The following is a 25,977-nucleotide window of genomic DNA, read 5'->3' as shown; positions in this document are numbered from 1 at the left end:
ATCGCGGCGTTCAGGCGGTGCGGGGGACGCCCAGCGTCGTCACGAGCCGGGTCAGCTCCTCCTGGAAGAGCTTGTCCGGGCTCGTGGTCTGCCGGCCGAGATGCCCGTACACCTCCAGGGCCACGAGTCCGTGCAGGTGCCCCCAGAGCCGTAGCGCGAGGGCGACGCCGGCCGGCGGCAGGTCGGGGAAGGCCGGGCGCACCTTGTCGAGCAGCCCGGCGTCGAAGTCGTCCCAGGTGAACGCGCTGTCCCGGTAGAGCGGTTCGGCGTACGGCCAGGCCGCCGCGGCGAGTCCGGCGAGGCCGGTGCAGACCCGGCGGGCCGCGTCCGGCGCGGGGCCCTCTGCCGGGGCCCGGTAGCCGGGCACGGGGTCGCCGTAGACCAGCCGGAAGCCCTCGGGGTGGTTCAGGGCCCAGCCGCGGAAGGCGCGGGCCCAGGCGAGGATCCGCGCGGCCGGGTCCCCGGCGGGGGCTTCGGAGGAGAATTCGGCCGGGGCTCGGACGGAGGCTCCGGCGGGGCTCGGGGGCGCCGCGTCGGCGGGGCCCCGGTCGGCCGCTTCGGCCCAGGCCGCTTCCACGGCGTCGGCCAGCGCCGAGTACACGTCGTCGATGAGCGTGGTGACCAGGTCGTCGCGGGTGGCGAAGTAGCCGTAGATCGCGTTGGCCGTCATCCCCATCTCCCGGGCGATGGCCCGCAGGGTGATCGCGTCGGGGCCGCCCGAGGCCATCAGGCGCAGGGCCGTGTCCTTGATCTCGGCCGTGGTCTCGGCCCGCAGCCGCTCACGACGGCCCCGCCCGGCCGGGGTGGCCCCCGTCCGTGTTCCTGATGTCCCGGTCATGCGGGCAGCCTATCCCTCCCTTGGTGGCCGTACGGAAACTGCACGCCGTGAACTTCACGGCGTATAGTTTTCGCACGGCGTTACGTCAGTGACGCGCCGAAGCGTGCGAGCACAGGGGAGAGCCATGCACATCGGAGTCGTCGGAGCCACCGGCACCATCGGCAGCCGCGTCGTCGCGGAGGCACTGGGACGCGGGCACCACATCAGGGCATTCAGCCGCGACGCCACGGAGGCGGCGGCCCGGGAGGCCCGGGAGAACATCACCTGGCAGAGCCTCGACGTCCTCGACCCGGCCGCCGTCGCCGCCGTCCTGCCCGGACTGGACGTCCTCATCAGCGCCTTCCAGCCCGGGAACGCCGCCCAGGACATGGCGGACACCGTCCGGCGTTCGATCGCCGACGCCGGGGTCTACGCCACCGCGGCCCGCGCCCTGCTCAAGGCCCTCGAAAGCCACCCCAGGACCCGGCTCATCGTGATCGGCGGCGCCGGCAGCCTGGAGATCGAGCCCGGCGTGGTGCTCGCCGACGCGGAGGACCGTCTCCACGAGACCCTCGACGGCGTCGGCCTGCCCCGCGCCTACGCGGCGGCGGTACGCGGCCACCGCGACGCCCTGAACGTGCTGCGCACCTCCAACCGCCGCTGGACCTACTTCAGCCCCGCCGAGGACATCGCGCCCGGCGAGCGCACCGGCCGCTTCCGCGTCGGCGAGGACCAGCCGGTCCGCGACGCCGAAGGACGCAGCCGCGTCTCCGCGGAGGACGCGGCCGTGGCCCTCGTCGACGAGGCGGAACTGCCCCGTTTCGTCCAGCGCCGGTTCACGATCGGCTACTGAACCGGAGCCGACGGGAGGGTGCCGGGCGGTACGTCTTCCGACGCCCCGGCCCGGCCCCCTCCCGTTCGGTGTCACCCGTGCCAGGACCTCCACAGCGCCGCGTACGCCCCGTCCGCCGCCACCAGTTCCGCGTGGCTGCCCAGCTCGCTGATCCGGCCGGACTCGACCACCGCGATCAGGTCGGCGTCGTGCGCGGTGTGCAGCCGGTGCGCGATGGCCACGACCGTCCGGCCGTCCAGGACCCGGCCGAGGGACCGCTCCAGATGCCGGGCCGCCCGGGGGTCGAGCAACGAGGTCGCCTCGTCCAGGACCAGGGTGTGCGGATCCGCCAGGACGAGTCGGGCCAGGGCGATCTGCTGGGCCTGCGCCGGCGTCAGCGCCCGGCCGCCCGAGCCGACCTCGGTGTCCAGGCCCTCGTCGAGGCCCCGCGCCCAGCCCTCCGCGTCCACCGCCGTGAGTGCCGCCCACAGCTCGGTGTCCGTGGCCCCGGTCCGGGCCAGGAGCAGATTGTCGCGGAGCGAGCCCACGAAGACGTGGTGCTCCTGATTGACCAGGGCCACGTGCTCACGGATCCGCTCGGCGGGCATCCGCGCCAGCTCGGCCGCGCCGAGGGTGACCGAGCCGGTCCGCGGGGCGTAGATGCCCGCGAGGAGGCGGCCGAGGGTCGACTTGCCCGCGCCGGACGGGCCGACCAGGGCCAGCCGGGTGCCCGGTGCCACCTTCAGGGACACCTCGTGCAGCACGTCGACCCCCTCGCGGTAGCCGAACCGGACGTCGTCCGCCCGGACGGCCCGGCCCTCGGGCCGTACCTCCGTGTCGCCCGCCTCCGGCTCGATGTCGCGGACGCCGACGAGCCGGGCCAGGGACACCTGCGCGACCTGGAGCTCGTCGTACCAGCGGAGCACGATGCCGATCGGGTCCACCAGCATCTGGGAGAGCAGTGCTCCCGTCGTCAGCTGCCCGACGTCGATCCAGCCCTGGAGGACGAACACCCCGCCGAGGAGGAGCACGGCGAGCAGCACCGTCGTATGGGTGAGGTTGACGGCGGGGAAGAGCACCGAGCGCAGGAAGAGCGTGTACCTCTCCCAGGCGACCCACTCCGAGATCCGCCGGTTCGACAGCGCGATCCGGCGCGCGCCGAGGCGGTGCGACTCGACCGTGCGACCCGCGTCGACCGTCTCGGCGAGGGCCGCGGCCACCGCCGCGTACCCCGCGGACTCCGACCGGTACGCGGCCGGCGCCCGCCGGAAGTACCACCGGGAGACCACGATGAGCAGCGGCGCGGCGAGCAGCGCGGCGAGCGCCAGCGGCGGCGCCGTGACCGCGAGGCCACCGAGCAGCAGTCCGGCCCACACGACGCCGATGGCCAGCTGGGGCACGGCCTCGCGCATCGCGTTGGAGAGCCGGTCGACGTCCGTGGTGATACGGGAGAGCAGGTCACCCGTACCGGCCCGTTCCAGGACGCCGGGCGGCAGGCCGACCGCGCGGACGAGGAAGTCCTCCCGCAGGTCGGCGAGCATCTCCTCGCCGAGCATGGCCCCGCGCAGCCGGACGAGCCGGACGAAGAGGGTCTGGACGAGCAGCGCGGCGGCGAACAGGGCGATCGTGCGCTCCAGATGGAGTTCACGCGCGCCCGTGGCCAGCCCGTCCACCACCGATCCGAGCAGGTAGGGGCCGGCCATCGAGGCGACCACGGCGACCGCGTTCACCCCGACGAGCAGCGCGAACGCCCTGCGGTGGCGGCGCAGCAGTTCGCGTACGTAGCCGCGGACGGTCGCGTCGGCGGCGACGGGCAGTGTCGTCGCCGTCGTGGGGGCCGCCGGGTCGTACTCCGGTGGCGCCAGGCCGATCATGCCGATTCCCCTTCCAGTGCTTCGAGCTCATCGGCCGCGTCGAGCGCGTCGGCCGGACCGCCACCGGTGACCGCGTCGAGCGGGCCGGGCACGTCGGCGGACGGTGTCGCCGCGGCGAGTTCGTCATCGGTCTCGCGGGTGACGACCGCGCGGTAGCGGGGCTCACGGGCGAGCAGTTCACGGTGGGTGCCGACGGCGACGGCCTGGCCCTCGTGGACCAGGACCACCCGGTCGGCGCGGTCCAGGAGCAGCGGCGAGGAGGCCAGGACCACGGTGGTCCGGCCCGCGCGCAAGGTGCCGATGCCGGTGGCGACCCGGGCCTCGGTGTGCGCGTCGACCGCCGAGGTGGGCTCGTCGAGGACGAGCACCTCCGGGTCGGTCACCAGGGAGCGTGCGAGGGCGAGCCGCTGACGCTGGCCGCCGGAGAGCGACCGGCCCCGCTCGGTGATGCGAGTGCGCATCGGATCGCCGTCGGTGTCCACGGACGCCTGGGCGAGCGCGTCGAGGACGTCGTCGCACCGGGCGGCGGCCAGGGCCCGGTCCGGCAGCACCTCGCCGGAGCGGGGCACGTCGAGCAGCTCGTGGAGGGTGCCCGAGAGCAGCACCGGCTCCTTGTCCTGGACGAGGACGGCCGTACGGGCGGTGTCCAGCGGCAGTTCGTCGAGAGGGACTCCGCCGAGCAGCACCGAGGTGTGGTCCTCACCCGGCTCGGCGGGGTGGCCGCCGAGCCGGTCCGCGAGCCGTCCGGCCACGTCCGGGTCGCCGCAGACGACCGCGGTGAAGCGACCGGCCGGGGCGAGCAGCCCGGTCAGCGGGTCGTACAGGTCGCCGGTGGCCTCGCGGTCCCCGGCCCCGACCTCGCCGGTGGTGGTGCCGGTCGTGCGGGCCAGTGCCAGGACCCGGGCGGCCCGCTTCGCGGACGGCCGGGAGAAGGAGAAGGCCATGGCGATCTCCTCGAAGTTGCGCAGCGGGTGGTAGGTCAGGGCCACCGCGCTGTAGACGGTGACCAGTTCGCCGACGGTGATCCGCCCGTCGAACGCGAGCCGCGCGCCGTACGCCACCACCACGATGAGCAGGATGCCGGGCAGCACGACCTGGATCGCCGAGATCAGCGCCCACATGCGGGCACTGCGGACGGCGGCCGCGCGGACCTCCTGGGAGGCGGCGCGGTAGCGGCCGAGGAACAGCTCCTCGCCGCCGATGCCGCGCAGCACACGGAGCCCGGCGACGGTGTCGGAGGCGAGCTCGGTGGCTCTGCCCGCCTTCTCGCGCTGGACGTCCGCCCGGCGCGTGGCGCGGGGGAGCAGCGGCAGCACGGCGAGGGCGAGGACCGGGATGCCGACGGCCACGACGACGCCCAGGGCGGGCTGGTAGACGACGAGGCCGACGCAGATGACGACGAGCACGACGGCGCCCGCGGCGAACCGCGACAGGGCCTCGACGAACCAGCCGATCTTCTCGACGTCGCCGGTGGACACGGCGACGACCTCGCCCGCTGCGACCCGCCGGGTGAGGACCGAGCCCAGCTCGGCGGTCTTGCGGGCGAGGAGCTGCTGGACACGGGCGGCGGCCGTGATCCAGTTGGTGACGGCGGTGCGGTGCAGCATCACGTCACCGACCGAGATCGCGGCGCCGAGCACCACGAGCAGCACACCGGCGAGCCCGAGGCGCCCGCCGTCGCGGTCCACGACCGACTGCACGGCGATGCCGATGCCGAGGGGCAGTCCGGCGATGCCCAGGTGGTGCAGAAGCCCCCACAGCATGGACTTCACCTGTCCGCCGAGCTGTTGACGGCCGAGCCACACGAGGAAGCGGGTGCCCGAGCGGACGTCGGGGACCCCTGGGTCGGCGTAGGGAAGATCTCGAATCTGCATGGCGTCCCAGGGTCTCCGGGTCTCGTCGGGGGGAACGCGCGCCGGGGGTGTGCGACGGCGGGGAAGGCCGTGCAAGGCTCGCGTCTTCCCCCAGGAGCGGCAATCGATTTTCCCCACAGGGGAACAGATCGCGCCATGTCCGCTCATCGTCCTCTGGACCGCACGGCTCCGGGCGCGCTTCACTCCAGCCCCATGAGATCACTCAAGATCATGAGCATGCTCAGCGGTCTGGTCCTCGCCGCGGGCGCGCTCCTCACCGCCCAACCGGCCGCCGCCGAGGGTCCGAACGGCCCGACGCCCCCCGCCGAGTTCGCGAACGACTGGCACGACCCGGTCACCGCCGCCCCGCCCGTCGAGACCCCCGGCACCCGCAGCTGTCAGGTCACCCTAGCCGCCGCCCAGTTCCGCGACTTCACGCCCTACCAGGGCCGATACGCTCCGCCGAAGGAGTGCGGCACCCGCTGGAACAAGGTCGTCCTGCGCCTCGAAGGAAACGTGAAGGGCCGCCAGTACGACCGCCTCGGACACCTCACCGTCGGCGGTGTGGAGATCCTCCGCACCTCCACACCGCAGCCCTCACCCGACGGCATCACCTGGTCGGTCGAGAAGGACGTCACCCGGTACCGCGACACCCTCAGCCGCCCCGGCGCCGTCGAGATGCTCATCGGCAATGTCGTGAACGAGACCTACACCGGTGTCCTCGACGTCCGCGTGACCCTCACCTTCCACACCGCCCAGGGCCGGGTGAAGCCCGCCGCCGGTACGCCCGACCGGGTGATCCCCCTCACCGGACCCACCCTCACGACCCCGCGCAACACCGAGCGCGTCCTCGCCGAGGTGTACGCCACCGGCTCCGGCGGCGGCTGCGAGGAGTACTGGTACCTCTCCGTCCCCGACGGTGCGCCCTACTCCTGCCGGGCCACCGACGGACCTCACCGGGAGGTCCGCGTCTCGGTCGACGGACGCCTCGCCGGCATCGCCGCCCCCTTCCCCACGGTCTGGACCGGCGGCTGGTCGAACCCCTTCCTCTGGTACGTCACCCCCGGGCCGCGCGCCTTCGACGTCCAGCCGATCCTGTACGACCTGACCCCCTTCGCCGCCGTCCTCAACGACGGACGCGCCCACCGCGTGGAGGTGGCCGTCGCCGGGGTCCCGGCCGGACAGTCGGGCTGGTCCACCCCCGCCAACGTGCTCCTCTGGCAGGACGAGGGCAGCCGGGTCGTCACCGGCGGACTCGACCGCCACGAGGAGACCACCCCGCGCAACTCCTCCGTCCACACGCCGGGCACCCCGGACTCCCTCCACCGGGTCGACACCGACGCCGGCCACCGGCTCACCGTCGCCGGACACCTGAACACCTCGCACGGCCGGGTCGCCACCACCGTCGACCGGACCGTCGCCCACACCTCCGCGCACCGCTGGGGCGAGGGGGAGAACCCGGACGCGTTCACCGCGCGCTGGACCGACCGCGAGACCGTGACCAGCGGCCGGACCGTCACCCACGCGGACCGGACGTACACGATGGACGGCGAGACCACGATCGGCGCGGGCGACCGGCTGCGGACCGTCCTCACCCTCGGGGACCGCGCCGACACCGTCGTGCTGCGCGACGGACGGCGCCTGTCCTGGTCCCGGCTCGACGACACGTACACCGGGGACGCCACGTACACCGCCGGCGTCCCGCGCGATCAGCGGCACGCGGTCGGCACCACGCGCGAGCGCTACCGGCTGTACGGCTCCGGGGGCTGCCACGACCGGACCTTGACCACCGCTCAGGGCACGCTCACCCAGGACCTCCGCCGCTGCTGAACGGGGCGGGCCCGGCCCCGGTGCGCGATGCCCGGCCCGTGCGCGACGACCGGCCCCCATGCACGGGGAGGCCGGTCGTCGCGACGCCGGGAGAGCCGACGTCAGGCCGGTCTCACCGAGTCCACGCCCGAGCGGGCCTTGCGCCACTCCCCGCGCGTGAAGTCGGGAATCTCCTGCGGCGCGCCCTTCGCCTTGATGGAGGCGTGGCTCAGCGGCACGGGCGCCGTCCAGGTGGCGGCGTCGTAGACGTCGAAGTCCGGTGGCAGCCCGAGCCGCATGCACTGCATCAGCCGGTAGACCATGATGTAGTCCATGCCGCCGTGACCGCCCGGCGGGTCGGCGTGGTCCTTCCAGAGCCAGTGGTCGAACGCGCCCGCGTACGCCGAGAAGTCGGCCCACTCGTCGTCCTTGTGGTCCGGCTCCAGGTAGATCCGCGCCGGATAGTCCTCGAAGACGCCCCGGGTGCCGCCGAGACTGTTGATCCTGCTGTACGGGTGCGGGGTGGAGACGTCGTGCTCCAGGCGGATGACCCGGCCCTGGTCGGTCTGGATCAGGCTGATCGTCCGGTCGCTCCCGATGTACGTCTCCTTCCAGCTGGGGTCGCCGGCCGGCATGTGCTCCTCGCGGTACTCGGCGAGGCCGAGCGCCGGCGTCCCGAAGCTGCTGATGCTCACCGCCCGGTCGCCCCGGTTGACGTCCATGTAGTTGGCGACGGGACCGAAGCCGTGATTGGGGTAGAGGTCGCCCTTCAACTGCGTGTGCCAGCGCCGCCGCCAGGGCCCCTCGTAGTACGTCGGGGAGAACATCAGACCGCGCAGGTCGTGGTTGTACGCCCCCGCTCCGTGCAGGAGCCGGCCGAACTTCCCGGCGTGCGCCATCCGCAGCACACGCATCTCGTTCCGGCCGTAGCAGCAGTTCTCCAGCTGCATGCAGTGGCGGCGGGTCCGCTCCGACAGGTCGACGAGTTCCCAGAGTTCCTCGAGCCGCATCGCGACCGGACACTCCACGCCGACGTGCTTGCCGCCCAGCATCGCCGCGCGGGCGATCGGGAAGTGGGTCTCCCAGGGGGTGGCCACGTACACGAGGTCGAGGTCGGTGCGGGCGCAGAGGTTCTCGTAGTCGTTCTCGCCGTTCGCGTAGACGGCGGGGGCGGGCTGCCCCGCGGCGACGACCGTCGCGGCCGCCCGCTCGGCCTTGTCGCGCACCGGGTCGCAGACGGCGTTGACCCGGACACCGGGGAGCGAGAGGAAGTGGCCGATCATGCCGGCGCCCCGGTTGCCGAAACCGACGATGCCGACCCGGACGGTGGAGCGGCCCTCGAAGGGGACCCCGGCCATGGTGGCGCCGAGGCGTTTCGGCGCCGCCGCGGCGGGGGCGGCGGCCGGAGCGGCCGCCGGGGTCGCCGCCTCCGCGGCCGGGACGCCGAGGGCGCCGAGACCGATTCCCGTCCCGGCCACGGCGGCGGTGGTCCTGAGGACCTTGCGGCGGCTCGGGTCGTGCGGTGGCTGCTCGTTCATGGAACCTCCCGGAGCTGTGGGCACGGCTGTCTCATGAATCCCGCTCAGGAACCCGGCCCCGGTGACCGACGGTGCGCAAGGGCGCCGATGGGTCACCTGTGAGGGGTGGTTGGACTGTACTGTTCCGGATCTCGGACCGAGCCGTACCGGGCACCCAGCCTCACCCGAACGTACGAAAGGCCCCCCACCCCAGGGGGTGAGGGGCCGTCAGGAACGGGCAGGGCGTCAGGGCCGTGTCGCGTGCTCCAGGGCGAGGAGCACCGATCCGTACCTGCGGCCCGTCGCCCGGTCCATCCCGATCTCGCACATCCGGTTGGCCGAGAGATGCACGTCGAAGGGCCGTGCCGTCACCTCGGCCGCCTCCCGCGCCGTCGCCGAGGCCGTCAGCTCCGGGTGCAGCATGCCCCGGTCGCCCGCGAAGGCGCAGCAGCCCGCGTCGGTGGGGACGACGACCTCATCCGCGCAGGCCCGCGCGAGTTCCGTCAGCTTCTCCTCATCGCCCAGGTGCCGCATCGAGCAGGTCGGATGGACCACGGCGGAGCCGACCCGGCGGCGGACGTCCAGCCGGGGGAGCAGCTCGTCCGCAGCCCACACCAGCGAGTCGACCACCGTCATCTCGGCGTGCAGCGTCCGGTTGTCCTCCGTCAGGTACGGCACGACCTCGTGCGCGATGCCCAGCGTGCACGAGGACGCGTCCACCACCAGCGGCAGCGTTCCGCCCGCGGTCCACCCCCAGGCCGCCTCGACGATCCGGTTCGCCATCACCTCGTTGCCCCGCTGGTACCCCTTGGAGTGCCAGATCGTCGCGCAGCAGGTCCCGGCCACGTCGTCGGGGATCCACACCGGCTTCCCCGCCCGCGCAGACAGCGCGACCACGGCCTCCGGGAGGGAGGGACCCCGCTCGCCGTCCGGGTTCCCGAAGATCCGGTTCACACAGGCCGGGTAGTAGACGGCGACCGCCGCCGGACGGTGGGTGCGGGGCAGCCGCCGCGCCGCCGCGCCCGGGATCTCCGGCAGCCACTCCGGTACGAGGTCGGTGCTGACCGCCCGGCGGGCCAGGCCCGTCACCGACTTCAGGACGCGGTCGCCGATCCGGTCGGCCGCGGCGACCGCGAGCCGCGCGGAGGCCTCCGCCGCCCGGAAGTTCCTCGCGGCCAGGGCGGCGACCCGCTCCTCGCCCGAGGTGTGCCGCTCGTGCCGGAAGTCCTTCATCAGCGCGCCCGTGTCGATCCCGACCGGGCAGGCCAGCTTGCAGGTGGAGTCGCCGGCGCAGGTGTCGACGGCGTCGTAGCCGTACGACTCCAGGAGACGCGCCTCGACCGGCGAGCCGTCGCGCTGCCGCATCATCTCCCGGCGCAGCACGATCCGCTGGCGCGGAGTGGTCGTCAGATCACCGCTCGGACAGGTGGGTTCGCAGAATCCGCACTCGATGCAGGGATCGGCGATGCGCTCCACGGTCGGGATCGTCTTGAGGCCCCGCAGATGGGCGTGCGGATCGCGGTCCAGGACGATCCGCGGGGCGAGCACCCCGTCGGGGTCGATGGCCTCCTTCACCCGCCACATCAGGTCGGTCGCCCGCGTCCCCCACTCCAGCTCCAGGAACGGCGCGATGTTGCGGCCGGTGGCGTGCTCCGCCTTGAGGGAGCCGTCGAAGCGCTCCACGGTCAGCTTGCAGAACTCGTCCATGAAGGCCGCGTACCGCTCGACGTCGGTGGGGTCGCCCGCGTCGAAGGCGAGCAGGAAGTGGAGGTTGCCGTGCGCGGCGTGACCGGCCACGGCGGCGTCGAAGCCGTGCCGGGACTGCAGGTCGAGCAGCGCCTCGCAGGCCTCCGCGAGCCGGGCCGGGGGCACCGCGAAGTCCTCGGTGATCAGGGTCGTACCGGAGGGGCGTGAGCCGCCGACCGCCGTGACGAAGGCCTTGCGGGCCTTCCAGTAGCCGGCGATCCGCTTCGGGTCCGTGGTGAACGCATTCTCCACGGAGGCCACCGGGGCCACCAGGTCGAGACCGGCGAGGACCTCCTCCGCCGCCCGCTCGTACGCCTCCCGCTCCGTCGCGTGCGGCGCCCGGAACTCGACCAGGAGCGCCGCCGTCTCCCTGGGCAGCTCCGCCCAGTCCGCCGGGACGCCCGCCACGCTCACCGAGGCCCGCAGGGTGTTGCCGTCCATCAGCTCGACGGCGAGCGCCCCCGCCGCGTTGAAGCGGGGGACGGCCTCGGCCGCCGCCGGCAGCGAGGGGAAGAAGAGCAGGGCCGAGGACACCTCGCGGTCCAGCGGCAGCGTGTCGAAGACGACCTCGGAGATGAAACCGAAGGTGCCCTCGGAGCCCACCATGAGCCCCCGCAGGATGCGCACGGGGGTGTCCCCGTCGAGGAAGGCGTCCAGCCGGTAGCCGTTGGTGTTCTTGATGGCGTACTTGGCGCGGATCCGCTCGGTGAGCGCGGTGTCCGCCTCGATCTCCGCCTTGAGCCGCATCAGCTCGGCGCACAGCCTCGGCTCGGCGCGCGCCAGCTCCTCGTCGGCGGCCGGGTCGGCCGTGTCGACCACGGTCCCGCTGGGCAGGACGAAGGTGAGCGAGGCGACCGTCCGGTACGAGTTCCTCGTCGTCCCGGCCGTCATGCCGGAAGCGTTGTTGGCGACGACCCCGCCGATCGTGCAGGCGATGGCGCTGGCCGGATCAGGCCCCAGGACCCGTCCGTACGGGGCGAGCGCCGCGTTGGCCCGGACGACGGTGGTGCCGGGGCGGATCCTGGCCCGCGCACCGCCGTCCAGGACCTCGACGCCCGCCCAGTGGCGGCGCACGTCGACCAGGATGTCCTCGCCCTGCGCCTGCCCGTTGAGGCTGGTCCCCGCCGCCCGGAAGACGACCTCGCGGCCCTTGCCGTGCGCGTACGACAGGATCGTGGAGATGTCGTCGATGTCCTCGGCGACCACGACGACCTGTGGGACGAAGCGGTACGGGCTGGCGTCGGAGGCGTACCGCACCAGGTCGGAGATCTTCGAGAGGACCTTCTCCGGGCCGAGGAACTCGGTCAGCTCCTCGCGCAGCCGCCTCGGCGTCCCCCGGGCCTGGAGCTCCGGCACGCGGTCCGGGGACGGACTCCGCTTCGTACCGGGGCGTAGGGCCTGCGGGTTCGGCTCGAACAGCGGCATGTCACGGCTCCCCTTCGCGCGTCCGCGCCTCCGGGGGTCAGCAGCCGCCCTCCGGGCCGGGGTCGACCAGGGCGGTCAGCAGACCTCCGAGCACCTCGCGCTGTGCGGCGGTCAATGGAGCAAGGATGTCCTCTGCGGCCGCCCGGCGCGCGCTGCGCAGCTCCCGCAGCGTGGCGCGGCCCGCGTCGGTGAGCTCGATGCGCACCACCCGGCGGTTGCCCGGGTCGGGCACCCGGCGCACCCGGTCGACGGCCTCGAGGCCGTCGACGAGACTGGTCACCGCACGCGGGACGACCTCGAGCCGGGCCGCGAGATCGGCCATCCGGGGCGGCTCCCCGAAGTGCGCGACCGTGCGGAGCAGCCTGGACTGGGCGGGCGTGATGCCGACCGGCTCCAGGTGGTGCTTCTGGATGCGGTGCAGACGCCGGGTGAGGCGCAGCAGCTGCTCGGCGAGGAGGCCGTCGGCGCCCTCGGTGTCGGGTTCCCTCGAACGGCCGGGTCCGGTCGGGACGGCGGAGGTGCTCATGCGGGAACAATATCAGGACCTTGTTCATTGTGAGTATAGGTAACAATGAGCTAAGCTCTCGTCGACATCGCCGAACCCTCGAAGGAGCCCATGCGCCCCCACGACCAGTCCGACTGGACGCCCCCGCCCCGCGACTCCTCGCAGCCGAAGGAGCCCGCGCAGCTGGGGCGCATCCTGCGGCTCTTCCGCCCCTACCGTGCCCGCCTCGTGCTCGTCGGCCTGCTGGTCGGCGCCGCCTCGCTCGTCACCGTCGCCTCCCCCTTCCTGCTCAAGGAGATCCTCGACACCGCGATCCCCCAGGGGCGCACCGGGCTGCTCAGCCTGCTCGCCCTCGGCATGATCGCCACCGCCGTGCTGACCAGCGTCTTCGGCGTGCTCCAGACCCTCATCTCCACCACCGTCGGCCAGCGCGTCATGCACGACCTGCGCACCGGGGTCTACGAGCAGCTCCAGCGGATGCCGCTCGCCTTCTTCACGCGCACGCGTACGGGCGAGGTGCAGTCCCGCATCGCCAACGACATCGGCGGCATGCAGGCGACCGTGACCTCCACGGCCACCTCGCTCGTCTCCAACCTCACCGCCGTCGTCGCGACCGTCGCCGCGATGCTCGCCCTCGACTGGCGGCTCACCCTCGTCTCCCTGCTCCTGCTGCCGGTCTTCGTCTGGATCAGCCGCCGCGTGGGCAACGAGCGCAAGCGGATCACCACCCAGCGTCAGAAGCAGATGGCCGCCATGGCCGCGACCGTCACCGAGTCCCTCTCGGTCAGCGGCATCCTGCTCGGCCGGACCATGGGCCGCGCCGACTCCCTGACCAGGTCCTTCGCCGAGGAGTCCGAGCGCCTCGTCGACCTCGAAGTGCGCTCCTCCATGGCCGGACGGTGGCGGATGTCCACCATCGGGATCGTCATGGCCGCCATGCCCGCCCTGATCTACTGGGCCGCCGGCATCGCCCTGGGCTCCGGCGGGGCGGCCATCTCGCTCGGCACCCTCGTCGCCTTCGTCTCGCTCCAGCAGGGCCTCTTCCGGCCCGCCGTCAGCCTGCTCTCCACCGGCGTGCAGATGCAGACGTCCCTCGCGCTCTTCCAGCGCATCTTCGAGTACCTCGATCTGCCGGTGGACATCACCGAGCCCGCCGAGCCCGTCCGGATCGCCGAGGTGCGCGGCGAGGTCGCCTTCGAGAAGGTCGCGTTCCGCTACGACCCCGAAGGCGCCGGCCGTCCGACGCTCGACGACGTCGACCTGACCGTGCCCGCCGGGGGCAGTCTGGCCGTCGTCGGCCCCACCGGCTCCGGCAAGTCCACCCTCAGCTACCTGGTGCCGCGGCTCTACGACGTCACCGGCGGCCGCGTCACCCTCGACGGGGTCGACGTGCGCGACCTGGACTTCGACACGCTGGCCCGCGCGGTCGGCGTCGTCTCCCAGGAGACCTACCTCTTCCACGCCTCCGTCGCCGACAACCTCCGCTTCGCCAAGCCGGAGGCCACCGACGAGGAGATCGAGGCGGCCGCCCGCGCCGCCCAGATCCACGACCACATCGCCTCGTTGCCCGAGGGGTACGACACCCTGGTCGGCGAGCGGGGCTACCGCTTCTCGGGCGGCGAGAAGCAGCGCCTGGCCATCGCCCGCACCATCCTGCGCGACCCGCCCGTACTGATCCTCGACGAGGCCACCAGCGCCCTCGACACCCGTACGGAGCACGCCGTGCAGCAGGCCATCGACGCCCTGTCGGCCGGCCGGACCACGATCACCATCGCCCACCGGCTCTCCACCGTCCGCGACGCCGACCAGATCGTCGTCCTGGAGGCGGGCCGGATCGCGGAGCGCGGCACGCATGACGAGCTGCTCGCCCGGGACGGGAAGTACGCGGCCCTGGTCCGGCGGGACGCGCGGAGCGCGGCAGTCGCGGGTGCCGGGGCGCCGCGGGCGTCGACGGGTGCGACGGGATCGACCGGGCCCACCGAACAGACGAACGCGGGAGCGGTTGTTCCCCAGAACGTGTGATCGTTCCGGGATTCGTTGCTCAACTCCCCTACGGCGTCAGATGATTGCGGTGCGCGATCGACGGGCTGCAGACCGTGACCGCGCGGTCCCACTCAAGCGTCGGTCCCACCGGCGTACCTGTACGAGGAGAAGCACCACCATGAACGTCATCACCAACCTGCTCGCCGGCGTCGTCCACTTCCTGGGCTGGCTCGTCTGACGATCGCAGTGCCCCGGCGCCGTCGGTTCCCCGTCCCAGGGAAGCGGCGGCGCCGCCGCGTGCGCGGGCTCCCGGGATTCCCGGGGGCGGCGGGTTAGCGTGCGGCCATGACGTACCGGCCTCCCTCCCCGTACGCACCCCCGCACCGCCGCCCTTCCCTCCCGCCGCGCCTCCGTCCGTCCCGACGCCGTCCCCGGCTCACCCGGCGCGGCCGCCTCGCCCTCCTCCTCGGCGCGCTGGTCGCCGTGGCCGTCGCCGTCACCGTGCCGCTGTTCCTGACACGCGACGAACCGGCCGTCGAGCAGCCGCGCGCGTTCCTCGTCCCCGAGGGCTGGCGGGCCCGCCAGGTCTACACGGCGGTCGACCGGGCGCTCGGCCTGCCGGAAGGCGCCGCACGGAAGGCCGCGTCCGCGTCCGCCCTCCCGCTGCCCGCGGCCGCCGGAGGCAACCCCGAGGGCTACCTGTTCCCGGCCACGTATCCCGTGCTCGACGCCACGACCCCCGAGGAGCTGCTCCGCTTCATGGTCGACACGGCCGGGAAGCGCTTCGGGGCGGCCCGGATCGTCGAGGGCGCGCGGGCGCACGGCATGAGCGTGTACGAGACGGTGATCGCGGCCAGCATCGTCCAGGCCGAGGCCGACAACCCGGAGGACATGGCCAAGGTCGCCCGGGTCGTCCACAACCGGCTCGCCCGGGGCATGGCCCTCCAGATGGACTCGACCCTCAACTACGCGCTCGGACGCAGCACCGTGGACACCACGGCGGAGGACACCCGGCTCAAGAGCCCGTACAACACCTACGAGCGCAAGGGCCTTCCGCCGACACCCATCGGCAATCCGGGGGACGAGGCGATGGACGCGGTCATCCGTCCGGCGGACGGCGACTGGCTCTACTTCGTCACCGTGGCCCCCGGGGACACGCGGTTCACCGCCGACTACGCGGTCCACCGGACGAACGTGGCCGAGTTCAACGCCAACCGGGGTGCCGAGAAGGGCTGAGCCGGATCACACGGAGGCGGCGACCGGCGCGGGGGCGGACACCGGGTCGGCCGTGGGGGCGGTCGCCGTGAGGGCCGCAGGGGCCGATCCCGTCACGGTCGCCGCGGACGCCGTCTCGCGGCCCAGCAGGCGCCGGATGTCCGAGGCCGCCGCCCGTCCGGCCCGGTTGGCGCCGATCGTCGACGCCGACGGCCCGTATCCCACGAGATGGACGCGCTCGTCCCGTACGGCGCGCGTGCCCTCGACCCGGATGCCGCCGCCCGGCTCGCGCAGCCGCAGCGGGGTGAGATGGTCGATCGCCGCCCGGAAACCGGTCGCCCAGAGGATCACGTCCACGTCGACGGTCCGGCCGTCGTCCCAGGCCACCCCGGTCGGGGTGATCCGGTCGAACATCGGGAGCCGGTCCAGGATCCCGCGCGCGCGTGCCGCGCGGATCGCGTCGTTGAGGGGGAGCCCGGTGACCGAGACGACACTCTGCGGCGGCAGCCCCTGCCGTACCCGTTCCTCGACCATGGCGACGGCGGCCCGGCCCTCCATCTCCCCGAACGGCCCCTCGCGCCAGACCGGCTCGCGTCGGGTCACCCAGAAGGTGTCGGCGGCGACGTCCGCGATCTCCATGAGGTGCTGGGTGCCGGAGGCTCCACCGCCGACGACGAGGACCCGCTTCCCGGTGAACTCCTCCGGGCCCGGGTACCCGGCGGTGTGCAGCTGACGGCCCCGGAAGGTCTCCTGGCCCGGGTAGCGGGGCCAGAAGGGGCGGTCCCAGGTGCCGGTGGCGTTGATCAGGGCCCGCGTGGCGTACACGCCCTCGGAGGTCTCGACGAGGAGCCGCCCGGCCTCGCCCTCCCGCCCGGCCTCGCCTTCCCGCCCGGCCTCGCCTTCCCGTCCGCCGGCGTCCTCGCGGACGGCCGTGACGTCGACGGGACGGTGGATCCGCAGGCCGAAGGTCTGCTCGTACGCGTCGAAGTACGCGCCGATCACCTCGGACGACGGACGCGCGGGGTCGGCGCCGGTCAGCTCCATGCCGGGCAGCGCGTGCATCCCGTGCACCTTGCCGTACGTGAGCGACGGCCAGCGGAACTGCCAGGCGCCGCCCGGCCGCGGGGCGTGGTCGAGGACCACGAAGTCCCGGTCCGGCTCCAGGCCGGTGCGGCGCAGGTGGAACGCGGCCGAGAGCCCGGCCTGTCCCGCCCCGATGACGACGACGTCCACCGGCGTGGGCCGCCCGGCCGCCGCCCCGGTCCCTGTCTCTTCGACCCCGAAATCGTTCACGGTTCTACCAACCGAGGCGGGGGCGCGGATCTTCCCGCACCCCCGCCCCCGCGGCCGGTGGGCCGGCGGCGTCCTACCGCCCGCCGGCCACCAGCAGCGGGGCACCCCCCGGCGCCGAGGCCGGGCGGCCGTTCGCGGCGGGGACCCCGAGCAGCGGGGAGGGCAGGGCCGTCGGGAGCAGACCGCGTGCCGCCAGCTCCGGCCGCACGCCCTCGCCGAACCAGTACGCCTCCTCCAGATGCGGGTAGCCGGACAGGACGAAGTGCTCCACGCCCAGGTCGTGGTACTCCTCGATCCGGTCCGCGACCTCGGCGTGGCTGCCGACGAGCGCGGTGCCCGCCCCGCCCCGCACGAGACCGACCCCCGCCCACAGGTTCGGCGAGATCTCCAGCCGGTCACGGCCGAGTGAGCCGCCCTCGTGCAGCGCCAGCATCCGCTGCTGGCCGACCGACTCGCTCCGGCCCAGCACCTGCTGCGCGGCGGCGACCGTCTCGGCGTCGAGATCGGCCAGCAGCCGGTCGGCGGTCGCCCAGGCCTCGCGCGAGGAGTCACGGGAGATCGTGTGCAGCCGGATGCCGAAGCGGACCGTGCGGCCGCGCTCCGCCGCGAGGCCCCGGATCCAGTCGATCTTCTCCTTGACCTGCCACGGCGGCTCGCCCCAGGTCAGATAGACGTCCGCGTGCTCGGCCGCCACCGGACCGGCCGCGGCGGACGAACCGCCGAAGAAGATCTCGGGCAGCGGGTCCGGCGGCAGCGCCGTGAGCCCGCCCTCGATCCGGAAGTGCTCCCCCTCGTAGTCGAACGGCCGCCCGCTCCAGGCCCCCCGTACGACCGACAGGAACTCGGCCGTGCGCGCGTACCGCCGGTCGTGGTCCAGATGGTCGCCGAAGCGGCGCTGCTCGGTGGAGTCCCCGCCGGTCACCACGTTGAGAAGGAGTCGGCCGCGGGTGATCCGCTGGTACGTGGACGCCATCTGGGCCGCGAGGACCGGCGAGATCACTCCCGGCCGGAACGCCACCAGGAACTTGAGCCGTTCGGTGTGCTGGGCGAGCGCGACCGTGGTGAGCCAGGCGTCCTCGCACCATGTACCGGTCGGGGTCAGCACGGCCTCGAACCCCAGCTGTTCGGCCGCCTTGGCGATCTGGATCAGATAGTCGATGTCGGGCGCGCGTACCCCGGAGACGGCGCGGTCGCGGGTGATCCCTCCGTCGGTGTAGGCGTGCCGGTCGACGAGGGTCCGGCCGTCGCCGCCGGTGGGCAGGAACCAGTGCAGATGGACGGTCATGAGGAGGAGCCCTTTCCGTAGCTGCGCGCCGGAGTGGTGGACGGCGGCAGGTCCTTGTTGAAACGGGTGTCGACGTAGTCGGCGAAGCGGAACGTGCGCGGGATGAGCCCCAGGGCGGCGAAGGTGTCGGCGATCTTCTGCTCGGAGGCGATGGCCGCGTCGTCGATGGCGACCGGGATACGGGTGCCGTTGCTGCGCTTCACGGCGGCGAGCGCCACGTCGTACGGCAGCCCGGTCTCCTTCGCCCAGACCTTCGCCCAGTCCTCGGGGTGGTCGAACACCCAGTCCTGGGCGCGCCGGAGGCGCTCGACGAAGTCGGCGACGGCCTTGGCCTTCGCGGGGTCGGCGAGCGCCGAGGGGGCGGCGACCTGGAAGCCGAGGCCGTTGACGAGGCCGCGGCCGTCGGCGAGGACCCGGCCCTTGCCGCTCAGCAGGACCTGTGAGGTGTACGGGTCCCAGACCGCCCAGGCGTCCACCTTGCCGCTGGTGAACGCGGCCAGGGCGTCGGCCGGCTGGAGCAGCGTCACCCGGACGTCGCTCGGCTTCAGACCGGCCTTGGCCAGCGAGGTGATCAGCTGGAAGTGGGCGGAGCTGCCCTGGGCGACCGCGACCCGCTTTCCCCTCAGCTCCGCCACGGAGCGCAGGGGCGAGTCCTTCGCGACGAGGATCGTCTCGCCCGCGGAGTCGCCGTGCGTCGCGGCGACCACGGTGATCTTCGAGTCGGCGCCCGCGGCGAAGACGGGCGGTGTGTTTCCGACCGAGCCGATGTCGACGGCTTTGGCGTTCACCGCCTCCAGCAGGGGTGGTCCTGACGTGAACGTCGACCATGTGACCCGGTACGGCAGGTCGTCCAGCTCGCCGGCGGCTCGCAGCAGCGCCTCGGCGCCGCCCTTCTGGTCGCCGACGTTCAGGACGAGGGAGCCCTTGCCGTCGGAGTTCGAGGACGAACCGGCCGCGGAGGCGCCGGAGCAGGCGGAGGCGAGCAGCGCGAGCGGCACGAGCAGGGCCGCGGTGGACAGTCGGAAGGACTTCACAGTTGACAGCTCCTTGGGGAGATGGCGGGGGGAAGGGAGATGGCGGGGAGAGCGGGCCGACAGGAGTCGGGGGCCGCTGCGGGGCGGGGGGTTCGGCAGGGTCCGTGGGTCAGGCAGCCTGTTCGGCGAACGTGCCTTCGCCGACGCCCAGTTCGGTGAGCAGGCGGGTCCGGAGTGCGGCCAGGGCGGGCTCGCCGGCGGCGCGGGGCCGGTCCAGGCCGACGGCGGTGTCGTACCCGATGACGCCGTCCCGCATCACCAGGACGCGGTCCGCGAGCTGCAGCGCCTCGTCCACGTCGTGGGTGACGAGCAGCACCGTGCAGCCGCGCCGCTGCCACAGCTCGGCCACGAGCCGCTGCGCCTTGATCCGGGTCAGCGCGTCGAGCGCGCCGAACGGCTCGTCGAGCAGCAGCAGATCCGGGTCCCGTACCAAGGCGCGGGCGAGGGAGGCCCGTTGGGCCTCGCCGCCGGAGAGGGTCTTCGGCCAGGCGCCCGAGCGGTGGCCGAGTCCGACCTCCGCCAGGGCCTTCTCGGCCACCGCGCGGCCCGGCTTCCCCGGGAGCCCGAGGAGCACATTGCGCCAGACCCGCTTCCACGGCATGAGACGCGGAGCCTGGAAGGCGACGGCACGCCGGCGCGGGACGAGGACGGAGCCGGAGATCTCCCGGTCGAGCCCGGCGAGGACCCGGAGGAGGGTCGACTTGCCGCAGCCGCTGTGACCGAGAAGTGCCGTGAACTGCCCTGCGTACAGGGTGAGATCGAGGCCGTCGACGACCGGTCGCCCGTCGAAGGAACGGGTCAGGCCCTGGACGGTCACTGCCCGGTGAAGGTCGGTCGCCATTGCAGCAGCAGCCTTTCGAGAGTACGGACGAGGGCGTCGGCGAGCAGGCCGAGGAAGGCGTAGACGACCAGGCAGACGACGATCACGTCCGTGCGGAAGAACTCCCGCGCCTGGTTCATGAGGAAGCCGATGCCGGCGTCGGCGTTGATGGACTCGCCGAAGACCAGCGCCAGCCAGGCGGTCGCGAGGGAGTACCGCAGCCCGGTCATCGCTCCCGGGAGCGCGCCCGGCAGTACGACGTGCCGGACGAGACCCCAGCGGCCGAGCCCCAAGGACTGTCCTGCTTCGACGAGTTGGGCGTCGACGCCGCGGATCCCCGCGTACACGTTCAGATACAGGTGGAAGGCGACGCCGAGCGCGATCAGCGCGACCTTGGGGGCCTCACCGATACCGAGCCAGATGATGAGGAGCGGGATCAGGCCGACCCAGGGCACGGTCCGCAGCATCTGGACGGGGGCGTCGACGAGGTCCTCGCCGAGCCGGGAGAGCCCGGACAGCAGGGCGAGCGCGATGCCGGCGATCCCGCCGATGAGCAGACCGGCGGCGACCCGGCGCAGGGAGACGCCCATCGCGGTGGGGAGAGTCCCGTCGCCGATCAGCTCGCCACCGGCGCGGGCGATGGTCCCCGGCGAGGCGAGCGCCTCGGCCGGCAGCACCCCTGTCGTACTGAGGGCCTGCCACAGGGCCAGGAGCAGGACGGGTCCCACCGTGCGGCGCAGCCAGCGCGGGACGGCGGGGGCGCGGCCGGGGCCGCGGTCGGGGGTGAGGGGTTCGACATCCGGCAAAGGCGATATGTCGGGCGCGGATTGGGGTGGGGCATGGCCGACCGTCATGGCGGAACTCCGGGGGAGTGGGGTGGGAGAGGGCGTGCGGGTACGCGTCAGCGACCGCGGGCGGCGCGGGGTGAGCGCGGGCACACGGCGATCAGGGCGTCAGTGGGGGTACGGGTACGGCGCGCGGCGTCGGAGGGGCGGCGGCGCGTCGGAGACGTGAAAGGGCGTCAGCAGCCGCGGCGACACGCGGCGGAGGCCACCCGCAGCAGGTCGATGTGACCGCGCGTGGTGAGCAGGGCTGTACGCAACATGGCGCGAAGGTAGCGACGCTCACGCCCCGGGTCAACGGTGTCTCGGAGCGTGGACGGGCTTCGGGTCGTTCGGAGGTGCTCCGGGAGTGAAGGAGGCGGAGCGGGAAAGGCGGGTGGAGGGGAGGCGGTATCGGCGGATCAGCTTGGCCGGATTGCATCTTGTGTCCGCGTCTCAGGACCCCCTTTTGCGCATCGGTAAGGTTAGGCTAACCTCTGCTTCGTGCAAGAAGCAGGTGAACAGACCGACGCGACTCACCGTCCCCGCGGTCATGAATTCTCGGCCACGGGTGTCACCGTGGCGTACGAAGGCGTCGATGTCGTCCACGACGCCTCCATGACGCTGCGCCCCAGCGAAGTGACCGTCCTCGTCGGACCCAACGGCAGCGGCAAGTCGACGCTGCTGCGCACCCTCGCACGGCTCCAGCAGCCGCGCACCGCCACGCTCCTGCTCGACGGGGCCGTCGACGGCCTCGCGCTGAGCCCCCGTGAGTTCTCGCGCCATGTCGCCCTGCTCACCCAGGGACGCCCCACCCCCAGTGGGCTGACGGTCCGGGACCTGGTCGAATTCGGCCGCTACCCCTACCGGGGACGCTGGGGCAAGGCCGACCCGGACGGCAGGGCGGCGGTGGACCACGCGCTCGCCATGACGGGCGTCACCGAACTCGCAGGACGCGGCGCCGAGCACCTCTCCGGCGGCCAGCTCCAGCGCGTCTGGCTCGCCGGCTGCCTCGCCCAGCAGACGGGCGTGCTGCTGCTCGACGAGCCCACCACCTACCTCGACCTGCGCTACCAGGTCGAACTCCTCGACCTCATGCGTGACCTGGCGGACGACCACGGCATCGCCGTCGGCGCCGTCCTCCACGACCTCGACCAGGCGGCGGCCGTCGCCGACCGGATCGTCCTGCTCGACACGGGACGCGTCGTCGCCGACGGCAGCCCCTCGGACGTCCTGACGCCCGAGCGGCTGACCGAGACGTACGGCATCCGCATCGAGGTCGACACCGATCCCCTCACCGGCCGGCTCCGCACCCGTGCGATGGGCCGGCACCACTCGCGAAGCGAAAGGCTCAGCACCACCTCATGAGACGCCTCCTCCTCACCACGGCGGTCGCCACCACCGCGGCCCTCACCCTCACCGCCTGCGGCACCACCGAGCCGGCCGCCGACGACGCGAAGAAGACCACCGAGCGCATCACCCTCACCGATGCCACGGGCACCAAGGTGGAGCTCGACGGCCCCGCCAAGAAGGTCATCGGAACCGAGTGGAACGTCGTCGAGCACCTCATCGAGCTCGGTGTCGACCCGGTGGGCGTCTCCGACGTCAAGGGCTACAAGACCTGGGACACGGCCGTCCCGCTGAAGAACGAGCCCAAGGACATCGGCACGCGCGGCGAGCCGAGCATGGAGACCGTCGCGGCCCTCAAGCCCGACCTCATCCTCGCCACCTCCGACCTGCCGCCGGCCGCCGTCAAGCAGCTGCGCAAGATCGCCCCGGTCCTCGAGGTGAAGGCCGCCGACGCCGCCGACCCGATCGGCCGGATGACCGAGAACCTCGACCTGATCGCCAAGGCCACCGGCACCACGGACAAGGCCACGGAGCTCAAGAAGCAGTTCGAGACGAAGCTCGAGGAGGGCAGGAAGGCCCTGGCCGACGCCAAGCTCGCCGGTGCCAAGTACGCCTTCGCCGACGGGTACGTCGTCTCCAACCAGGTCTCGATCCGCCCCTACACCAGCGGTTCGCTCATCGGCGCCGTCAACGAGAAGCTCGGCCTGAAGAACGCCTGGACGGTCAAGGGCGACCCCGCCTACGGCCTCGGCACCACCGACGTCGAGGGCCTCACCACGATCGGCGACGTGCAGTTCGCCTACATCGGCAACGACGGCGACGCCTCCAGCAACCCGTTCGCGGGCGTCCTCGCCAAGGACCAGGTGTGGACCTCGCTGCCGTTCGTCAAGAAGGGCGACGTCCACCGTCTGCCCGACGGCGTCTGGATGTTCGGCGGTCCCGGTTCGATGAGCAAGTACGTCGACTCCGTCGTCGCCGCCCTGACGAAGTAGCGCCATGGCCGTCACCGCAACCACCCCCGCCACCCGTCCGCCGGCGGCCACGTCCCGGACGGGCGCGGCCCCGGTGACGGCCGCCCTCCTCCTTCTCGTCGTCGCACTCGCGGTCGTGGACATCACCCAGGGCACGGCCTCGGTCGGCGTCCCGGAGGTGTGGAAGGCGCTCACCGGCCGGGCCGACCCGGCGGACGCGTCCGTCGTCGTCGCCTCCCGGCTGCCCCGGATGGCCGCCGGTCTGCTCGTCGGCGCCGTGCTCGGCATGGCGGGCGCCGCCCTCCAGACCGTCAGCCGCAACGTCCTCGCCTCGCCCGACACCCTCGCGGTCAACGCGGGCTCGTACTTCGCCCTCGGCGTGGTCACCGTCACCGGTGTCTCGCTGCCGCTCTTCGCCTCCTCCGGCATCGCGTTCGCCGGTGGCCTCGCGGCGGCCGCCGTCGTCCTCGGCCTCTCCGGCCTCGGCACCGGCACCGTCCGGCTCGTCCTCGCCGGCAGCGCCCTCACCCTCGGCCTCACCGCCGTCACCGAGGGCCTGCTCCTGCTGTTCCCCCTGCAGACCGACGGCCTGCGCCACTGGAACCAGGGCAGCATCGCCCAGAACGGCTTCGACGGCGTCCTCCAGATGCTGCCGCTCGCCGTCGTCGGCCTCGTCGGACTGCTGCTCCTCGCCCGCCGGATCGACGCCCTCGCCCTCGGCGACGACGCCGCCCGCGGCCTCGGCGTCCCCGTCCGCGCCACCCGGCTCACCGCCGTCGTCCTCGCCGCCCTGCTCTCCACGGCCGCGGTCACCCTCGCCGGACCCATCGGCTTCGTCGGCCTGTGCGCGCCCGCGCTCGTCCGGCCGCTCGCCCGGCGCTTCCGAGGCTTCACCCGCACCCGGGGCAGCCTGCCTCTCGCCGGCCTCACCGGCGCGGCCCTGGTCCTCGGCTCCGACGTGGTCCTGCGGGTCCTCGTCCCCGCGGACGTGGCCGTCGCCGTCCCCACCGGAGTCGTCACGAGCCTCGTCGGCGCGCTCTTCCTCGTCGTCATCGCCACCCGGACCCGGGACACCGCGGCGGCCGCCGCGCCCGACCGGCTGCGGATCCGCAGCCGGAGTGTCTTCCTCACCACCACCGCCGTCCTGGTCGTCGTCCTCGTCGGCGTGGTGATCGCGGCCCTGCTCCTCGGCGACGCCAAGCTGTTGTTCGGCGACGTCCTCAACTGGGCCCAGGGCAAGGCCGGCCGGACCACCGCGTTCGTCCTCGACACCCGCGTGCCCCGTGTCCTCGCCGCCCTGCTCGCGGGAGCCGCGCTCGCCCTGGCCGGCACGCTCGTCCAGGCCGTGACCCGCAACCCGCTCGCCGAACCCGGCATCCTGGGCGTCTCCAACGGAGCCGCGCTCGGCGCGGTCCTCCTGGTCACCACCGTCCCGGCGGCCGGATCGTGGGGCGTGGCCGGCGCCGCCTTCGCCGGTGCCGCCGTCAGCTCCGTCCTCGTCTTCGGCCTCGCGGCGAAGGGCGGTTTCCGGCAGAACCGGCTCGTCCTCGTCGGCTTCGGCGTCGCCACCGGAGCGTCCGCGCTGATCAGCCTGCTCGTCATCCTCACCGACCCGTTCAACGCGATCAAGGCGCTGACCTGGCTCTCGGGCTCCACGTACGGGCGGACCACGCCCGACGTCGTGCCCCTCGCGGCGGTCCTCGCCGTGGGCGTGGTCGTCGCGGCGGTCCGGCGCACCGAACTGGACCTGGTGTCGCTCGACGAGGACACCCCGCGCCTGCTCGGCCTGAACCTGGGCCGCGGCCGCCTCGGCTTCCTCGCCCTCGCCGTCCTCCTCAGCGCCACCGCCGTCGCCGCCGCCGGCACGATCGGTTTCGTGGGCCTCGTCGCACCCCACGCGGCCCGCGCCCTGGTCGGCCGTCAGCACGCGCGCGTGGTGCCCGTCTCGGTGATCCTCGGCGCGGTCCTCGTCTGCACCGCCGACCTCTTCGGCCGCACGGTGATCGCCCCGGCGCAGCTCGGAGCGGGCCTGATGACCGCGGTGATCGGCACGCCGTACTTCCTGTACCTGCTGGTGCGGAGCCGCCGCGGCTGAGGAGTGCCAGGAGCGCCACGAGGCCCGGCCGGACGGCGGACGACCCACGGGGTGTCCGGTCGACCGGCCGGGCCCTCGGCATCCCGCCCCGCGCCTGGACGCCGCTCCCTGGTCCGGCCCGATCGACGGGGCACCCCCTAAGCTGCCCTCCGGCACAGGTTTCGACCCAGGAGCACGCACCATGACCGACCGCGACCGGCAGTATCCGTACCCCGACTCCCTCCGGCCGGACGCGGCACCCGCCCCGCACGAGTTCCTCGCGCCCGTCACGGCACTGCTCGGCACCTGGACCGGCGAGGGCCGGGGCGGGTACCCGACGCTCGACGAGGACTTCACGTACGCGCAGGAGGTCACCTTCAGCCACGACGGGCGCCCCTTCCTCCACTACGAGGCCCGTGCCTGGCTGATCGACGACGACGGCACCCCGCTGCGCCCGGCGGCCCGTGAGAGCGGCTGGTGGCGCCTCAAGCCCGAGGGCACGATCGAGGCGCTGATCACCCAGCCCACCGGGATCGTGGAGATCATGGTCGGCCGCGTGGAGCACGGAGCGATCGACCTCACCACCCACACCGTCGCCCTCGCCCCCACCGCCAAGCACGTCGAGGCCACCCGCCGCCGCTACACCCTCACGGACGCCGGCACCCTGGAGTTCGTCCACGACCTGGCGGCCGTGGGGCAGCGGCTCCAGCACCACCTCTCGGTACACCTGCGACGCGAGGACGGGAAGTAGAC

General features: G+C 73.3%; 20 protein-coding genes. 8 read left to right on the top strand and 12 right to left on the bottom strand.

Annotation, left to right across the window (positions count from 1 at the left end):
• Positions 1-10: 10 nt before the first annotated feature.
• The gene (locus OG392_RS05505) at positions 11-838 is read right to left on the bottom strand and encodes a TetR/AcrR family transcriptional regulator (protein ID WP_329276203.1); all 828 of its coding nucleotides are present in this window, start codon (positions 836-838) and stop codon (positions 11-13) included.
• Positions 839-962: 124 nt separating this feature from the next.
• Here OG392_RS05505 and OG392_RS05500 point away from each other — a divergent pair, with 124 nt between their 5' ends.
• Entirely contained in the window at positions 963-1,670 is a 708-nt protein-coding gene (locus tag OG392_RS05500; protein WP_329276202.1) for an NAD(P)-dependent oxidoreductase, read from the top strand.
• A gap of 71 nt (positions 1,671-1,741) precedes the next feature.
• On the opposite strand, the gene OG392_RS05495 is transcribed toward OG392_RS05500, so the two are convergent.
• Both OG392_RS05495 and OG392_RS05490 read right to left on the bottom strand, forming a co-directional pair.
• Positions 1,742-3,523 (bottom strand): ABC transporter ATP-binding protein, encoded by a 1,782-nt coding sequence (locus OG392_RS05495; protein ID WP_329276200.1) that lies wholly within the window; start codon positions 3,521-3,523, stop codon positions 1,742-1,744.
• Complete coding sequence (locus OG392_RS05490) at positions 3,520-5,397, bottom strand: ABC transporter ATP-binding protein (RefSeq protein WP_329276199.1); 1,878 nt, start codon at positions 5,395-5,397, stop codon at positions 3,520-3,522. Before OG392_RS05490 ends, OG392_RS05495 begins: the two co-directional genes overlap by 4 nt.
• Before the next feature lie 192 nt (positions 5,398-5,589).
• Here OG392_RS05490 and OG392_RS05485 point away from each other — a divergent pair, with 192 nt between their 5' ends.
• Positions 5,590-7,206 carry a peptide-N4-asparagine amidase gene (locus OG392_RS05485; protein ID WP_329276198.1) on the top strand — a complete coding sequence of 539 codons (1,617 nt, stop codon included), beginning with the start codon at positions 5,590-5,592 and terminating at the stop codon, positions 7,204-7,206.
• Between the two features lie 101 nt (positions 7,207-7,307).
• On the opposite strand, the gene OG392_RS05480 is transcribed toward OG392_RS05485, so the two are convergent.
• The 3 genes from OG392_RS05480 to OG392_RS05470 all read right to left on the bottom strand — a co-directional run bounded on the left by OG392_RS05480 (position 7,308) and on the right by OG392_RS05470 (position 12,399).
• Entirely contained in the window at positions 7,308-8,723 is a 1,416-nt protein-coding gene (locus OG392_RS05480; RefSeq protein WP_329276196.1) for a Gfo/Idh/MocA family protein, read from the bottom strand.
• Between the two features lie 225 nt (positions 8,724-8,948).
• Positions 8,949-11,873, bottom strand: coding sequence for an FAD-binding and (Fe-S)-binding domain-containing protein (locus OG392_RS05475; RefSeq protein WP_329276194.1), 2,925 nt, complete (start codon positions 11,871-11,873; stop codon positions 8,949-8,951).
• Between the two features lie 37 nt (positions 11,874-11,910).
• Entirely contained in the window at positions 11,911-12,399 is a 489-nt protein-coding gene (locus tag OG392_RS05470; RefSeq protein ID WP_329276192.1) for a MarR family winged helix-turn-helix transcriptional regulator, read from the bottom strand.
• Positions 12,400-12,489: 90 nt separating this feature from the next.
• Here OG392_RS05470 and OG392_RS05465 point away from each other — a divergent pair, with 90 nt between their 5' ends.
• Together OG392_RS05465 and mltG are read left to right on the top strand one after the other, a co-directional pair.
• The gene (locus OG392_RS05465) at positions 12,490-14,400 is read left to right on the top strand and encodes an ABC transporter ATP-binding protein (protein WP_329276191.1); all 1,911 of its coding nucleotides are present in this window, start codon (positions 12,490-12,492) and stop codon (positions 14,398-14,400) included.
• 306 nt (positions 14,401-14,706) lie between these two features.
• Positions 14,707-15,597 (top strand): endolytic transglycosylase MltG, encoded by an 891-nt coding sequence (gene mltG, locus OG392_RS05460; RefSeq protein ID WP_329276190.1) that lies wholly within the window; start codon positions 14,707-14,709, stop codon positions 15,595-15,597.
• A 6-nt stretch (positions 15,598-15,603) separates the two neighbouring features.
• Here the strand turns inward: mltG and OG392_RS05455 are convergent, their stop codons facing one another.
• The 6 genes from OG392_RS05455 to OG392_RS37515 all read right to left on the bottom strand — a co-directional run bounded on the left by OG392_RS05455 (position 15,604) and on the right by OG392_RS37515 (position 21,113).
• Positions 15,604-16,869, bottom strand: coding sequence for an NAD(P)-binding domain-containing protein (locus OG392_RS05455; protein ID WP_443054685.1), 1,266 nt, complete (start codon positions 16,867-16,869; stop codon positions 15,604-15,606).
• A 73-nt stretch (positions 16,870-16,942) separates the two neighbouring features.
• On the bottom strand, positions 16,943-18,154 hold the full coding sequence (locus OG392_RS05450; protein ID WP_329276188.1) for an LLM class flavin-dependent oxidoreductase: 1,212 nt from the start codon (positions 18,152-18,154) through the stop codon (positions 16,943-16,945).
• Positions 18,151-19,188 carry an ABC transporter substrate-binding protein gene (locus OG392_RS05445; RefSeq protein ID WP_329276186.1) on the bottom strand — a complete coding sequence of 346 codons (1,038 nt, stop codon included), beginning with the start codon at positions 19,186-19,188 and terminating at the stop codon, positions 18,151-18,153. The genes OG392_RS05450 and OG392_RS05445 overlap by 4 nt, the downstream gene beginning before the upstream one ends.
• A gap of 109 nt (positions 19,189-19,297) precedes the next feature.
• Positions 19,298-20,029, bottom strand: a complete 732-nt coding sequence (locus OG392_RS05440; RefSeq protein ID WP_329276184.1) for an ABC transporter ATP-binding protein — start codon at positions 20,027-20,029, stop codon at positions 19,298-19,300.
• Positions 20,002-20,862 carry an ABC transporter permease gene (locus OG392_RS05435; protein WP_329276182.1) on the bottom strand — a complete coding sequence of 287 codons (861 nt, stop codon included), beginning with the start codon at positions 20,860-20,862 and terminating at the stop codon, positions 20,002-20,004. Before OG392_RS05435 ends, OG392_RS05440 begins: the two co-directional genes overlap by 28 nt.
• Positions 20,863-21,029: 167 nt before the next feature.
• Positions 21,030-21,113, bottom strand: coding sequence for a putative leader peptide (locus OG392_RS37515; protein ID WP_351816447.1), 84 nt, complete (start codon positions 21,111-21,113; stop codon positions 21,030-21,032).
• A 295-nt stretch (positions 21,114-21,408) separates the two neighbouring features.
• On the opposite strand from OG392_RS37515, the gene OG392_RS05430 reads away from it, so the two are divergent.
• From OG392_RS05430 to OG392_RS05415, 4 genes are all read left to right on the top strand, one after another.
• Positions 21,409-22,197: an ABC transporter ATP-binding protein gene (locus OG392_RS05430; protein WP_443054682.1), complete on the top strand. Its 789-nt coding sequence runs from the start codon at positions 21,409-21,411 to the stop codon at positions 22,195-22,197.
• The gene (locus tag OG392_RS05425) at positions 22,194-23,171 is read left to right on the top strand and encodes an iron-siderophore ABC transporter substrate-binding protein (RefSeq protein ID WP_329276178.1); all 978 of its coding nucleotides are present in this window, start codon (positions 22,194-22,196) and stop codon (positions 23,169-23,171) included. Before OG392_RS05430 ends, OG392_RS05425 begins: the two co-directional genes overlap by 4 nt.
• A 4-nt stretch (positions 23,172-23,175) precedes the next feature.
• A complete protein-coding gene (locus OG392_RS05420; RefSeq protein ID WP_329276176.1) occupies positions 23,176-25,245 on the top strand; it encodes an iron ABC transporter permease in 2,070 nt (689 codons plus the stop codon).
• 181 nt (positions 25,246-25,426) lie between these two features.
• Positions 25,427-25,975: an FABP family protein gene (locus OG392_RS05415; protein WP_329276174.1), complete on the top strand. Its 549-nt coding sequence runs from the start codon at positions 25,427-25,429 to the stop codon at positions 25,973-25,975.
• The last annotated feature ends 2 nt before the right edge of the window (positions 25,976-25,977 follow it).

This window comes from Streptomyces sp. NBC_00691 (assembly GCF_036226665.1).
Classification (GTDB): Bacteria; Actinomycetota; Actinomycetes; order Streptomycetales; family Streptomycetaceae; genus Streptomyces.
The sequence above is the reverse complement of the archived record's forward strand: the minus strand, read 5'-3'. Positions and strand labels throughout refer to the sequence as shown.

Bases quoted from the DNA above. Each gene is read 5' to 3' on its own strand.
- OG392_RS05450 (WP_329276188.1), bottom strand. From the start codon at position 18,154: ATGACCGTCCATCTGCACTGGTTCCTGCCCACCGGCGGCGACGGCCGG.
- OG392_RS05440 (WP_329276184.1), bottom strand. From the start codon at position 20,029: ATGGCGACCGACCTTCACCGGGCAGTGACCGTCCAGGGCCTGACCCGT.
- OG392_RS05470 (WP_329276192.1), bottom strand. From the start codon at position 12,399: ATGAGCACCTCCGCCGTCCCGACCGGACCCGGCCGTTCGAGGGAACCC.
- OG392_RS05490 (WP_329276199.1), bottom strand. From the start codon at position 5,397: ATGCAGATTCGAGATCTTCCCTACGCCGACCCAGGGGTCCCCGACGTC.
- OG392_RS37515 (WP_351816447.1), bottom strand. From the start codon at position 21,113: ATGTTGCGTACAGCCCTGCTCACCACGCGCGGTCACATCGACCTGCTG.
- mltG (WP_329276190.1), top strand. From the start codon at position 14,707: ATGACGTACCGGCCTCCCTCCCCGTACGCACCCCCGCACCGCCGCCCT.
- OG392_RS05505 (WP_329276203.1), bottom strand. From the start codon at position 838: ATGACCGGGACATCAGGAACACGGACGGGGGCCACCCCGGCCGGGCGG.
- OG392_RS05420 (WP_329276176.1), top strand. From the start codon at position 23,176: ATGGCCGTCACCGCAACCACCCCCGCCACCCGTCCGCCGGCGGCCACG.
- OG392_RS05415 (WP_329276174.1), top strand. From the start codon at position 25,427: ATGACCGACCGCGACCGGCAGTATCCGTACCCCGACTCCCTCCGGCCG.
- OG392_RS05475 (WP_329276194.1), bottom strand. From the start codon at position 11,873: ATGCCGCTGTTCGAGCCGAACCCGCAGGCCCTACGCCCCGGTACGAAG.
- OG392_RS05465 (WP_329276191.1), top strand. From the start codon at position 12,490: ATGCGCCCCCACGACCAGTCCGACTGGACGCCCCCGCCCCGCGACTCC.
- OG392_RS05500 (WP_329276202.1), top strand. From the start codon at position 963: ATGCACATCGGAGTCGTCGGAGCCACCGGCACCATCGGCAGCCGCGTC.
- OG392_RS05495 (WP_329276200.1), bottom strand. From the start codon at position 3,523: ATGATCGGCCTGGCGCCACCGGAGTACGACCCGGCGGCCCCCACGACG.
- OG392_RS05480 (WP_329276196.1), bottom strand. From the start codon at position 8,723: ATGAACGAGCAGCCACCGCACGACCCGAGCCGCCGCAAGGTCCTCAGG.
- OG392_RS05485 (WP_329276198.1), top strand. From the start codon at position 5,590: ATGAGATCACTCAAGATCATGAGCATGCTCAGCGGTCTGGTCCTCGCC.
- OG392_RS05435 (WP_329276182.1), bottom strand. From the start codon at position 20,862: ATGACGGTCGGCCATGCCCCACCCCAATCCGCGCCCGACATATCGCCT.
- OG392_RS05425 (WP_329276178.1), top strand. From the start codon at position 22,194: ATGAGACGCCTCCTCCTCACCACGGCGGTCGCCACCACCGCGGCCCTC.